The organism is Janthinobacterium sp. FW305-129 (assembly GCF_020858115.1).
Lineage (GTDB): Bacteria > Pseudomonadota > Gammaproteobacteria > Burkholderiales > Burkholderiaceae_D > Janthinobacterium.
The window spans coordinates 110,925-123,483 of sequence record NZ_JACYMM010000011.1; the positions used below are offsets into that span (position 1 = coordinate 110,925).

At 64.5% G+C, this 12,559-nt stretch carries 13 protein-coding genes; 8 read left to right on the forward strand and 5 right to left on the reverse strand.

Annotated features, from left to right (window positions below):
* Positions 1-108: 108 nt before the first annotated feature.
* From IGS61_RS21725 to IGS61_RS21740, 4 genes are all read left to right on the forward strand, one after another.
* Complete coding sequence (locus IGS61_RS21725; RefSeq protein ID WP_230541532.1) at positions 109-465, forward strand: glycine zipper domain-containing protein; 357 nt, start codon at positions 109-111, stop codon at positions 463-465.
* 219 nt (positions 466-684) lie between these two features.
* Positions 685-1,062: a phage holin family protein gene (locus IGS61_RS21730; protein ID WP_230541533.1), complete on the forward strand. Its 378-nt coding sequence runs from the start codon at positions 685-687 to the stop codon at positions 1,060-1,062.
* A complete protein-coding gene (locus IGS61_RS21735; RefSeq protein ID WP_230541534.1) occupies positions 1,059-1,406 on the forward strand; it encodes a hypothetical protein in 348 nt (115 codons plus the stop codon). The genes IGS61_RS21730 and IGS61_RS21735 overlap by 4 nt, the downstream gene beginning before the upstream one ends.
* A gap of 90 nt (positions 1,407-1,496) precedes the next feature.
* Positions 1,497-2,054 carry a DUF3455 domain-containing protein gene (locus tag IGS61_RS21740; RefSeq protein ID WP_230541535.1) on the forward strand — a complete coding sequence of 186 codons (558 nt, stop codon included), beginning with the start codon at positions 1,497-1,499 and terminating at the stop codon, positions 2,052-2,054.
* A 61-nt stretch (positions 2,055-2,115) separates the two neighbouring features.
* Here IGS61_RS21740 and proC read toward each other — a convergent pair whose 3' ends face one another.
* Positions 2,116-2,946 carry a pyrroline-5-carboxylate reductase gene (gene proC / locus IGS61_RS21745; RefSeq protein WP_230541536.1) on the reverse strand — a complete coding sequence of 277 codons (831 nt, stop codon included), beginning with the start codon at positions 2,944-2,946 and terminating at the stop codon, positions 2,116-2,118.
* 16 nt (positions 2,947-2,962) lie between these two features.
* A complete protein-coding gene (locus IGS61_RS21750) occupies positions 2,963-3,664 on the reverse strand; it encodes a YggS family pyridoxal phosphate-dependent enzyme (RefSeq protein WP_230541537.1) in 702 nt (233 codons plus the stop codon).
* 70 nt (positions 3,665-3,734) lie between these two features.
* Between IGS61_RS21750 and IGS61_RS21755 the strand changes: the two genes are divergently transcribed.
* From IGS61_RS21755 to IGS61_RS21770, 4 genes are all read left to right on the forward strand, one after another.
* The gene (locus IGS61_RS21755) at positions 3,735-4,778 is read left to right on the forward strand and encodes a type IV pilus twitching motility protein PilT (protein WP_230541538.1); all 1,044 of its coding nucleotides are present in this window, start codon (positions 3,735-3,737) and stop codon (positions 4,776-4,778) included.
* Between the two features lie 3 nt (positions 4,779-4,781).
* The gene (locus IGS61_RS21760; RefSeq protein ID WP_329958082.1) at positions 4,782-5,921 is read left to right on the forward strand and encodes a PilT/PilU family type 4a pilus ATPase; all 1,140 of its coding nucleotides are present in this window, start codon (positions 4,782-4,784) and stop codon (positions 5,919-5,921) included.
* Position 5,922: 1 nt separating this feature from the next.
* The gene (locus tag IGS61_RS21765; protein WP_230541539.1) at positions 5,923-6,408 is read left to right on the forward strand and encodes a glutathione peroxidase; all 486 of its coding nucleotides are present in this window, start codon (positions 5,923-5,925) and stop codon (positions 6,406-6,408) included.
* A 185-nt stretch (positions 6,409-6,593) separates the two neighbouring features.
* Positions 6,594-8,702 (forward strand): putative bifunctional diguanylate cyclase/phosphodiesterase, encoded by a 2,109-nt coding sequence (locus IGS61_RS21770; RefSeq protein WP_230541540.1) that lies wholly within the window; start codon positions 6,594-6,596, stop codon positions 8,700-8,702.
* Here IGS61_RS21770 and glcF read toward each other — a convergent pair.
* Genes glcF through IGS61_RS21785 form a run of 3 tightly spaced genes read right to left on the reverse strand, consistent with a single transcriptional unit; the run spans position 8,695 to position 12,505 of the window.
* A complete protein-coding gene (gene glcF, locus IGS61_RS21775) occupies positions 8,695-9,924 on the reverse strand; it encodes a glycolate oxidase subunit GlcF (RefSeq protein WP_230541541.1) in 1,230 nt (409 codons plus the stop codon). The genes IGS61_RS21770 and glcF overlap by 8 nt on opposite strands.
* A gap of 4 nt (positions 9,925-9,928) precedes the next feature.
* The gene (gene glcE / locus IGS61_RS21780; protein ID WP_230541542.1) at positions 9,929-10,999 is read right to left on the reverse strand and encodes a glycolate oxidase subunit GlcE; all 1,071 of its coding nucleotides are present in this window, start codon (positions 10,997-10,999) and stop codon (positions 9,929-9,931) included.
* A gap of 15 nt (positions 11,000-11,014) precedes the next feature.
* The gene (locus IGS61_RS21785; protein WP_230541543.1) at positions 11,015-12,505 is read right to left on the reverse strand and encodes an FAD-linked oxidase C-terminal domain-containing protein; all 1,491 of its coding nucleotides are present in this window, start codon (positions 12,503-12,505) and stop codon (positions 11,015-11,017) included.
* Between the last annotated feature and the right edge of the window lie 54 nt (positions 12,506-12,559).

A 12,559-nucleotide genomic window follows, 5' to 3' on the forward strand; every position in this document is an offset into this window, starting at 1 on the left:
GTAATGATCCTTGCGCCGCTGCAGCCCTTGAGGCGGCGCAAGACAAGCCTGGCCGCAGCTGCCTACACTGGTATTTCACTGTGCAGTTTCACTTCCATGAGGTAATACATGAGCTCGATACATACCGGCAAATCCAGCAACGACAGCGTTCTCGCGGACGCCGACAAGGCCCGCGACAAACTGGTCGGCGACCTGAAAAACGTCATCAATGAAGCGGAAGGCTGGCTCGATGGCGCCAAGGATCAGACGGGCGAGAATGTCAAAGCCGTCAAGGACAAGTTCATCGCCACCCTGGAAACGGCCAAGAAAGACTTGATCAAGCTGGAAGAAGACTTGCTCGAACGCACCAAGAAGGCGGCCAAGGCCACCGATGAATACGTGCAGGACAATCCATGGAAAGCCGTAGGCGCGGGCGCCGTCGTGGGCGTGCTGTTCGGCCTGCTGCTTTCCTCGTCACGCCGCTAAGTAATCCTCGGGAAATTAGTGTGAATTTATGACAAACAGAACCGGATGCTATGCAAGGCGCTCGCTGCGACGCAGTGCGAGCACTGCTAGCAGTGAGCAACGCCGCAGAGCGCCGGTTATGGAAGTCAGAAATCACAATAATTTATTGGGGGTTACTTAGTAGTAGCAGTATTGACGGCGTTCGCCGTCTCCTGACGCGAAAGGCAGCATATGGCTATCATGCACCATGTCGCCCAAGTCGCAGCGACCCTCGCCGCCATCGTCCAGACCCGTCTGGCCCTGGCGGCCGTGGAAATGGAAGAAGAGTCGCTGCGCTTCCTGTCCTATCTGGCGCTGGCCATGCTGGCGCTGCTATGCCTGTTCGTCGGCCTGGTATTGATCGTATTCCTCGTCATCGTGCTGTTCTGGGATACGCACCGCATCGCCGCCATCGCCGTCACGGCCGCCGTTTTCATCGCTGCCGCCGTCGCCACCCTGCTGGGCGTGCGCGCCAGTTTCCGCAGCAAGCCGAAACTGCTGTCCTTCACACTTTCCGAACTGAATAAAGACCTGGACGAGCTGCAATTGCTGGCCCGCCGGGGATCGGAGCGGCCATGACCACGCATCCCACCAAACTGGCCCACGTGCACACGGCCGCCAGCCTGGCGCAGCGGCGCGACGCGCTGCTGGCCGAATGCGCGCTGCAGCGCCTGGCCCTGGGCGTGCAGACGCGGCAGCTGCTGGAACCATTGACGGGTGGCAACCTGCGCCACACGCTGGCCACGCGTTTTAAAATTCCCCTGATGATAGGCGGCGCCGTGCTGGGCCTGGTGCTGGTACGGCCGCGCCGCTTCCTGCCGCTGCTGCGGGCCAGCGGCGCGCTGCTCAAGCACGCCACCACTGCCCTGCCCGTCGTGCTGGCGCTGGCGCGGCGTTTCAGCAAGAAAGAAACGCCGCCGTAACTATTTTTGTTCCTGGCTGCATCCAAATGGCGAGCCCGTGCGTATGTAGGATATCAACCAGCCGGTTGAGCCAACGACCAGGAGTTCGCCATGCATGCCTTCATCGCCCCACGCCATACCGCCCCCTCGCTCACCGTCCTGTGCGCCGCCCTGCTGCTGAGCGCCTGCGCTCCCATGGGCGCGCGCTATTCGCAGCAACAATTGCCGAACGCCGTGCAAGTGCCCGATGGCCACCAGGTGGCCATGCAGACGGTGGGCGTGGGCAAGATCGCCTATGAATGCAAGGCAAAGAAAGATAGCTCCGGCCATGAATGGGCCTTCGTGGGACCGGACGCGGCCCTGAACGACCGCAGCGGCATGCAAGTGGGCACGTATGCGGGCCCACCGGCCACCTGGGCCAGCCTGGACGGCTCGAAAGTGACTGCCACGCAAGTGGCCGTAGCGCCAGCCGGGGCGGGCAATATCCCGTATCAACTGGTAAAAGCCAATCCGGCCACGGGCAGCGGCGCCATGCAGGGCGTCAGCTACATCCAGCGCGTGGCCACCAGCGGCGGCGTGGCGCCAAGCAGCCCCTGCGGCATGGACACCGTCGGCGCCAAATTATGGGTGCCCTACCAGGCCGACTACATCTTCTGGAAAGCCGCATAAGCACGCGCCAGGCCGGCCCAAGCCGCTTCCCGGCATGGGCCGCGCCGTCAACCGCGTCGCCTTACTTGCCCAGCTCGTCCCCCATCTCGCGCCCGCGCTGCGCGGCCGCCTTGATGCCCTTGACGATGGCCGCCTTCACGCCGCTCTCTTCCATGCTGGTGAGTGCCGCATACGTCGTGCCGCCTTTCGAGGTGACGCGCTCGCGCAGCAGGGACACGGGTTCGCTGGAGTTGGCCGCCAGCTGCGCCGCGCCCGTAAACGTGGCAATGGCCAGCTGCGTGCCCTGCTCCGGCGTCAAGCCCAGCTCGGCGGCCGCCTGCTGCATCGCTTCGATAAAGTAGAACACATAGGCGGGGCCGCTGCCGGACACGGCCGTCACGGGGTCGATCTTCGCTTCATCGTCGAGCCAGACCGTCTGGCCGACGGCGCGCAGGATGGCATCCGCCGTCTTTTTCTGTTCTTCGCTCACGCCAACGCTGGCCACCATGCCCGTGATGCCCATGCCGATCAGGGCCGGCGTGTTCGGCATGCAACGCACGATGGCGGAATAACCGCCGAGCCAGCGCGACAAATCGGCGGCGCGGATGCCGGCCGCTATCGACAGGATCAAGGGCGCCCGCTCGGCGTCGAGGAAGGGCAGCAATTGCGCCGCCACTTCGCGCATGCTTTGCGGCTTCACGGCCAGCACGATCACGTCCACGCCGCGCAGCGCGTCACCGGCGGCGGAAGCCGTCGTCACGCCGAACTGCGCCTGCAGTTTTTCCAGCGCCGGCGCGTGCGGGTCGATCACGTGGATGTTGGCGCCCAGGGTCAATTTTCCCGCCAGGCCGGCGATCAGGGCCGCAGCCATGTTGCCGCCGCCTACAAAGGCGATATTCAATTCTGTCGTCATGCTTGTTCTCTCTTTATCAGGAATAGTTGCGGGAACCGAAGATGGCGCTGCCCACGCGCACGATGGTGGCGCCTTCGAGCACGGCGGCGCGCAAGTCGGCCGACATGCCCATGGACAAGGTGTCGAGCGCCAGGCCGTCCGCCTTCAATTGTTCGTACAGCGTACGCACTTGCGCAAACGCAAAGCGCTGGCGCTTGACATCCGTTTCCGGCTCGGGAATCGCCATCAGGCCGCGCAAGCGCAGGCGCGGCAGCTGCGCCACGGCATGCGCCAGCGCCGGCAATTCAGCTGGCGTCACGCCGCTCTTGCTCGCTTCGCCGCTGATATTGACTTGCAGGCAGATATTCAGGTCAGGCAAGCCGTCCGGCCGTTGCTCGGACAAGCGCACGGCGATCTTTTCCCGCTCCACCGTATGCACCCAGCCGAAGTGTTCGGCGATGGGGCGCGTCTTGTTGCTCTGGATGGGGCCGATGAAGTGCCAGGCAGGCCCGGCTTGCGGCAGCGCAAGTTTGACGGCGGCGATCTTGTCGAGCGCTTCCTGCAGATAGTTTTCGCCAAACGCCGTCTGGCCCGCGCGCATGGCTGCCAGCACGGCATCCGCGCCGAAAGTTTTCGAGACGGCCAGCAGGGTCACGTCGCCAGGGGCGCGCTGCGCATCAGCGGCGGCCTGCGCAATACTGTCGCGCACGGCTTGCAAGTTCTGTTCGATTGTGGACATAATCATTTTCTAGTGTATAGGGGCGGCGGCACGGTGCGCCAGCCCATCAATGCAGGCACAGGGATTATAAATGGACATCTCCGAACTACTCGCTTTCTCCGTCAGCAACAAGGCTTCCGACCTGCACCTGTCTTCCGGCTTGCCGCCGATGATACGGGTCCATGGCGACGTGCGCCGCCTCAACGTGGCGCCGCTCGAGCACAAGGAAGTGCACAGCATGATCTACGACATCATGAACGACAGCCAGCGCAAGGCGTATGAAGAGGCGCTGGAATGCGATTTCTCGTTCGAAATTCCCGGCCTGGCCCGTTTCCGCGTCAACGCCTACAACCAGGAACGGGGGGCTTCGGCCGTGCTGCGCACGATTCCATCGAAGGTGCTGACCCTGGAAGACCTGAATGCGCCGCGCATCTTCGGCGAACTGGCCATGCGCCCGCGGGGACTCGTGCTGGTGACGGGGCCGACGGGTTCGGGCAAGTCGACCACCCTGGCGGCGATGGTGAACCACGTCAACGAGCGCCTCAACCACCATATATTGACCATCGAAGACCCGATCGAATTCGTGCATGAGCCGAAAAAATGCCTGATCAACCAGCGCGAGGTGGGCTCGCACACGCATTCGTTCAGCAACGCGCTGCGCTCGGCCCTGCGCGAAGACCCGGACGTCATTTTAGTGGGCGAGTTGCGCGACCTGGAAACCATCCGCCTGGCGCTGACGGCGGCCGAAACGGGCCACCTCGTGTTCGGCACCCTGCACACCTCGTCGGCGGCCAAATCCATCGACCGCATCATCGACGTCTTTCCCGCCGAGGAAAAGGAAATGGTGCGCGCCATGCTGTCCGAATCGCTGCAAGCCGTGATTTCGCAAAACTTGCTTAAAACCAAGGATGGCACGGGCCGCGTGGCCGCGCATGAAATCATGCTGGCCACGCCGGCCGTGCGCAACCTGATCCGCGAAGCGAAAGTGGCGCAAATGTATTCGGCCATCCAGACGGGCAGCAACGTGGGCATGCAGACCCTGGACCAGTGCCTGTCCGACCTGGTGCGGCGCGGCACGATCTCGGCGGAAACGGCCCGCTCGGCCGCCAAGGCGCCCGAAAACTTCCCCGGATAAGCCATGCAGACCAACCACGAACACTATGGCGCCATGCACGCGCTGCTGGCGCAGATGCGCGCGCGGGGCGGCTCGGACCTGTTCATCACGGCCGGTTTTCCGCCCGCCATCAAGCTCGACGGCAAGCTGACGCCGCTGACGGGTGGCGCGCTGGCCGCGCAGCAGGCGGCCGGCTACGTGCGCGCCGTCATGAACGAACGCCAGGCGGCCGAGTTCGAATCGAGCCGCGAAGCCAATTTCGCCATCAGCCCGGAGGGCCTGGGGCGCTTCCGCGTGTCCGCCTTCGTGCAGATGGGCCAGGCAGGCATGGTCTTGCGCTTGATCAATACCGCCATCCCTACCCTGGATGGGCTCGGTTTACCCGCCATCCTGCAGGACGTGGTGATGAGCAAGCGCGGCCTCGTCATCATGGTGGGCGCCACGGGCTGCGGCAAGTCGACCACCCTGGCGGCCATGGTGGGCCACCGCAACGCGCACAGCCATGGCCACATCATCACCATCGAAGACCCCGTGGAATTCATCCATCCGCACGGCAACTGCATCGTCACCCAGCGCGAAGTGGGCGTCGATACGGACGACTGGGCCACGGCCCTGAAAAACACCCTGCGCCAGGCGCCCGACGTGATCCAGATCGGAGAGATACGCGACCGCGACACCATGGACCACGCCATCGCATTCGCCGAGACGGGCCATCTGTGCCTGGCCACCCTGCACGCGAACAACGCCAACCAGGCGCTGGACCGCATCATCAATTTCTTCCCCGAAGAGCGGCGCCAGCAACTGCTGATGGATCTGTCGCTGAATTTAAAAGGCATGATTTCGCAGCGTTTGATCCCCAACAAGGAAGGCGGCGGACGCAAGGCGGCGCTGGAAATCCTGCTCAATTCGCCGCTGATGAGCGACCTGATCTTCAAGGGCCAGGTGCACGAGATCAAGGAATTGATGAAAAAATCGCGCGAACATGGCATGCAGACCTTCGACCAGGCCCTGTTCGACCTGCACGAGGCGGGCGCCATCAGCTATGAAGATGCGCTGCGCAATGCGGATTCCGTCAACGACCTGCGCCTGGCGATCAAGCTCAAGGGCGCAACGGCGCCGGAAGCCGCGCCGCCCTCAACCGCCACCAAGCTGGGACTCCTCTGACATGAGCAACATCCACGATCTCCAGGCCACCGCGCTGGACGGCACGCCCGTCGACCTGGCGCGCTACAAGGGCAAGGTCTTGCTGATCGTCAACACGGCCAGCGCCTGCGGCTTCACGCCCCAATATGCGGGACTGGAAGCGCTGTACCGCGAATTCCACGAGCAGGGGCTGGTCGTGCTGGGTTTTCCCTGCAATCAATTCCGCCAGCAGGAACCGGGCTCGCATGCCGAGATCGGCGCCTTTTGCGAAAAGAACTTCGGCGTCACCTTTCCCCTGTTTGCCAAGGTCGACGTAAATGGCCCGCATACGCATCCCCTGTTTGCGCAATTAAAACAGGCGGCGCCCGGCATATTGGGCACGCAATCGATCAAATGGAATTTCACCAAGTTTTTGGTGCGCAAGGATGGCAGCGTATTTCGCCGCTACGCGACGGCCAGCAAACCGGCCAGCCTGGCGGCCGACATACGGCAATTGCTACAGGAATAGAAACTCAATACTTTGATTTAAGACAATAATCATGTGAAATCGGCAAAAGCGTATTTATTTCATGCTTGATATCAATATTGTGTTTCAAATAGCAAATATCGGTGATAATGTTTACATAATTATTCGCAGATATCGATCAAAAAACGATGCCAGTCTTTGGGAAAATATTATCTTCATGGATGCGGATGGGTATTTATTCCCGCCTCTTCATCCCTATTATCTTCCTGATACTCGCCGTTTCCGCCGTCCGCTATCACGCCCTGCTCGGTACGGAAACGGCGCTGGCCAAGGCGCGCTACCAGAGCGATGCCCGGCAACTCGACCTGTTCCTCGCCAATAGCGTGCTGCCGCTGGCCGTGCATACGGACACTCAGGCGATGCGCGACAGCGTGCGGCAAGTGCTGCGCAGCGCCCTGCCGCTGAACCGCAGCCTCGTTTCCGCCCGCTGGGACACGGCTGGCGCGCATGTCGAAGTGCTGGCCAACAACAAGCTGGCCGGCACACGAGCCACGGTGCCGGCATGGTTCGAGCGCCTGGCCGGCATCACGGCCATCCGCAGCCGCCTGACGGTGGCGCTGCCGGACGGCGGCGACGGCATCCTCGACCTGCACTACACGCCCGGCCTGCCCCTGGCGCAGGTGTGGCACAAGGTGCGCGAACAGGCCATCCTCAGCAGCATCAATATCGTGCTCGTCTTCCTCTTGCTGGGCCTGATCCTGGCGACGCACCGCCGGCTGCTGGCCCGCTTCGTGCAAGCGACCGACCGCTTCCGCGATGGCAACTTCGCCGTGCGCCTGGCGGCCGGCGCCACGCCCGAGGCGCAAGCCGTGTCGCAATCGTTCAACGGCATGGCCGGCGATATCGAAGAGCTGTTGACCTCGCTCAAGACCAGCCAGCGCCAACTGGGCGAACAACTGAACGAAACCGTGCACATGCAGCAGGCGCTGCAAAAGCTGTCGTGGCAAAACTACAATGATGTGCTGACGGGCTTGCCCAACCGTGCCGCGCTGGCCGCCCGCTTCGAACAGGAACTGTTCCTCGCGCGCGAACGCCAGCGCCTGCTGGCCGTCTGCCTGTTCGACCTCGACCACTTCCAGGCCATCAACGACCGCTACGGCGCCGAGGCGGGCGATGAAATCCTCAAGCAGGTGGCCGGCCGCCTGCACGGTTTTGCGGGCCAGGTCCATTACGCGGCGCGCCTGGGCGGCGATGAATTCGTCATGCTGCTGTGCGGCCAGGCCAGCATCGCCAGCATCGAACAGAACGTCACGCAGCTGATGGCTGAGCTGGACCGCCCCTACCAGTGCGACCAGCAGGCGCTGCACATGACGGCCAGCGCCGGCATCGCCGTCTACGCGGGCAAGGACCTGAATACGGAAAGCCTGCTGCGCCACGCCGACCACGCCGTCTACCAGGCGAAACTGACGGGGCGCAACCAGTACCACTTCTTCGACACCAATCTCGACGAGGAAGTGCGCACCCACCACAACCAGCGCACGGAAGTGCGCCAGGCCCTGATCAACGGCGAACTGCGGCTGTACTACCAGCCCAAGGTGAACATGCGCGCCGGCACGGTGGTGGGCATGGAAGCGCTGCTGCGCTGGCAGCATCCGCGCCGCGGCGTGCTGGCGCCCGCGCAATTCCTGCCGCTGGTGGAACAGACGGACCTGATCATCGATATCGGCGAATGGGTGCTGCGCCAGGCCCTGTGGCAGATGCAGCGCTGGACGGCAAGCGGCAAGCACTGGGTGGTCAGCGTGAACATCGCGGCGCGCCACTTCCAGCAACCTGACTTCGTCTCGCGCCTGGAAACCATCCTCGGCGAATTTCCCGGCGTGCGCGCCAGCATGCTGGAACTGGAAATCCTCGAATCGTCGGCCCTGCACGACATCGAAGACGTGCGCCGCATCATCCGCGCCTGCCAGGCACTGGGCATCACCTTCGCGCTCGACGATTTCGGCACCGGCTACTCGTCGATGTCATATTTAAAACGCCTGCCGGCGAACATCGTCAAGATCGACCAGAGCTTCGTGCGCAATATGCTCAACGACCGCGACGACCTGCACCTGGTGCGCGCCGTCATCGGCCTGGCCCGTTCGTTTTCCCTGACGGTGATCGCCGAAGGCGTGGAAAGCGTCGAGCATGGCGCGCGCCTGATCCAGCTGGGCTGCGACCTGGCGCAAGGCTACGGCATCGCCCGCCCCATGCCGGCCGACGCCGTGCTGGAGTGGGCGGCCAACTTCGTGCCAGCGCCGCAATGGCGCATCGCCCAGTACAGCGAAGCGCCTATTTGACGGGGATCAAGGCTGAATCGATCAGCTCGATCCAGTGCCGCACGGGCGTCTCCGTGCCCGACTGCAGATGGCTCAGGCAGCCGATATTCGCCGATACGATCTCGTCCGGCTCGCACGCTTCCAGGTTCGCCAGCTTGTTGTCGCGCAGCTGCTGCGACAGGGCCGGCTGCAGGATCGAATACGTACCGGCCGAACCGCAGCACAGATGGCTGTCGGCGCACAGGCGCACGTCGACGCCGACGGCGCGCAGCACCTGCTCCACCTTGCCGCGCACCTGCTGGCCGTGCTGTAGGGTGCATGGCGGATGGTACGCCACTTTTTTCAGTATGCGCCCTTGCAGCAGCGCCACCAGTTCCGCCTCAAAGGCCGGCATGATCTCGGACAGATCGCGCGTCAGTGCCGCGATGCGCCGCGCCTTGTCCGCATATTGCGCATCGTGCGCCAGCAGGTGGCCGTATTCCTTCACCGTGGCGCCGCAGCCGGAGGCCGTCATGACGATGGCTTCGGCGCTGTCGACGTACGGCCACCAGGCGTCGATATTGCGGCGCATGTCGTCCAGCGCCGCTTCCTGGTCGTTCAGGTGATGGCGCAGGGCGCCGCAGCAGCCCGCCTTGGGCGCGACGATCAATTGCACGCCGAGCGCGTCGAGCACGCGCGCCGTGGCGGCGTTGATGTTCGGCGACATGGCCGGCTGCACGCAGCCGTCGAGCAGCAGCATGGTGCGCGCATGCTGGCGCGCGGGCCATGCGCCGGCGGCGGCACCGGGACGCAATTTGTCCTGCAAGCCTTTTGACAGCAAGGGCCGCAGCGCCTGCCCCGCCTTGTACACGGGCGTAAACAGCCAGCGGCGCGGCAAGGCTTCCTTCAGGGCGAAGCGCAAGGCCCGTTCGCGCAAGGGGCGCTGCACGCGCTGCTCGACGACGTTGCGGCCGATGTCGACCAGGCGCCCGTACTGCACGCCGGAGGGACAGGTCGACTCGCAGTTGCGGCAGGTCAGACAGCGGTCCAGGTGCGTCTGCGTCTTGGCCGTGACGGGCGCGCCCTCCAATACCTGCTTGATCAGGTAGATGCGTCCGCGCGGGCCATCGAGTTCATCGCCCAGCAGCTGGTAGGTGGGACAGGTGGCCGTGCAAAAGCCGCAATGCACGCAGGCGCGCAGGATGGCTTCGGCTTCGTCGCCTGCCGGTGTATTCTTGATGAAATCGGCGAGATTGGTTTGCATGCGCTCAAGTCATTCTGTGCGGGTTGAAGATGCCGGCCGGGTCGAACGCCTGCCGCAGGCGCTGGTGGATTTTCTCAACGGCCGGCGCCAGCGGGTGGAACACGCCCACGGCCTTGTCGCCGCCGCGGAACAGGGTGGCGTGGCCGCCAGCGGCAGCCACGGCCTGGCGGATTTCCTGGGCGCCTTGCACATCGGCGTCGCCATCGAGCTTGAGCCAGCGCTGCGCGCCGCCCCACTCGATCAGCTGGCGCCCCTTGACGATTACGGCGCTGGCGTGCGGCGGCAGCGACAGCCGCCACAGGCTGCCCGCGCCCGCAAAAAAGTCGTGCGTCTGCTCGCGCAAGGACAGCCAGAAGGCGGCCGCGTCTTCGGGCGCCAGCAGCTCGCCCCCCAGCGACTGCAGCGCCGCCGACACGGCCGCCTCGGCGCCGGACAGGCGCACGCTCAAGACGCCATCGTGCCAGCAGCTGGCCGATATCGGCAGCGGTTGACCGGCCCATTCATTGAGCAAGCGCAAGGCGGCAATTTCCGCGCACGCCACGCGCAAGGTCGCTTCGCGCAGCGGCAGGGGCAGCACCTTCAGCGACACTTCCAGGATCAGGCCCAATGTGCCCAGGGACCCCGCCAGCAGGCGCGAGACATCGTAGCCGGCCACGTTTTTCATGACCTGCCCGCCAAAGACCAGGCGTTCGCCGTGGCCGTCCATCAGCACGGCACCCAGCACGAAGTCGCGCAAGGCCCCCGCGCTGGCCCGGCGCGGGCCGGACAGCGCGCAGGCGACGACGCCGCCCACCGTGGCGCCAGGGCCGAAGTGCGGCGGCTCGAAGGCCAGCATCTGGTTGCGCGCGGCCAGCGCCGCCTCGATCTCGGCGAGCGGCGTGCCGCAGCGGGCCGTGATCACCAGCTCCGTCGGTTCATAGTCGATGATGCCCGCATACGCGCGCGTGTCGAGCACCTCGCCATCGAGCTGCTGGCCATACCAGTCTTTCGTGCCGCCGCCGCGCAGGCGCAAGGGCTTGCCCGCCGCGCTGGCAGCGAGGATCTGCTGCCTGAATTGTTCCACTATCGCTTGCAAAGGAGTCTCCGGCGGTTAAAAACGGGGCAGGTTGGCGAATGGCAGCCGTCCCGCCGTCACATGCATCTTGCCGAATTCGGCGCAGCGGTTCAAGGTGGGTATCGCCTTGTCCGGGTTCAGCAGGGTATGGGGATCGAAGGCGCGCTTGACGGCAAAGAAGGCATCGAGTTCAGCGCGCGTAAACTGCACGCACATGGAATTGATCTTTTCCATGCCCACGCCATGTTCGCCCGTGATCGTGCCGCCCACGGCCACGCACAGGGCCAGGATGTCCGCGCCGAACGCTTCGGCGCGCTCGAATTCGCCGGGCATGTTGGCGTCGAACAGGATCAGCGGGTGAAGGTTGCCATCGCCCGCGTGGAACACATTGGCGCAGCGCAAGCCATGCGTCGTTTCCATGGCGGCGATGCCCGTCAGGACTTCGGCAAGGCGCTTGCGCGGGATGGTGCCGTCCATGCAGTAGTAGTCGGGCGAGATGCGCCCCGCGGCGGGAAACGCGTTCTTGCGGCCGGACCAGAATTTCATGCGCTCCGCTTCCGACTGCGACACGGCAATCGCGCTGGCGCCCGCCCCTTCCAGCACGGCCGTCATGCGGGCGATTTCCTCTTCCACTTCCTCGTGCGTGCCGTCCGCTTCGCACAGCAAGATGGCCGCCGCATCCGTATCGTAGCCGGCCTTGACGAACGGTTCGACCATGCGCGACGAGGTCTGGTCCATCATTTCCAGCCCCGCCGGGATGATGCCGGCGGCGATCACGTTGGCCACGGCGTTGCCGCCCGTGACGACGTCGCCGAACGAGGCCATGATGACCCGCGCCGTCGCCGGTTTCGGTATCAGCTTGACCGTCACTTCCGTGACGATGCCCAGCATGCCTTCGGAGCCGATGAAGACGGCCAGCAGGTCGAGGCCGGGCGAGTCCAGGCATTCGCCGCCCAGTTCCAGCACGTCGCCATCAATGGTAACAACGCGCACGCGCAGCACATTGTGCACGGTCAAGCCGTACTTGAGGCAATGCACGCCGCCCGAGTTTTCCGCCACGTTGCCGCCGATGCTGCAGGCGATCTGCGACGAGGGGTCGGGCGCGTAATACAGCGAATATTGGGCCGCCGCTTCGGAAATGGCCAGATTGCGCACGCCCGGCTGCACCACGGCCGTGCGCGCATAGGCGTCGAGGCGCACGATGCGGTTCAAACGCGCCGTCGACAGCACCACGCCGTCGGCGATGGGCAAGGCGCCGCCCGACAAGCCCGTGCCGGCGCCGCGCGGCACGATCGGCACGCCAAGTTCGCGGCAGACGCCGAGGATGGCGATCACCTGTTCCTCCGTGTCGGGCAGGGTCACCACCATCGGCAGCTGGCGGTAGGCGGCCAGGCCGTCGCATTCGTAGGGGCGCGTATCTTCCGCGTCGGACAGCACGCAGCGGGCCGGCAGCACGGCCAGCAGGGCCGCGACGACGGTTTGCTGGCGCGCGGCGGTCAATCCGGATTCGGGGGCGGCATTGAGCATAGGAAAAATGAACAAAAGTGCATGGGCGTGCAACGATTGTAAGCACAAAAGTGG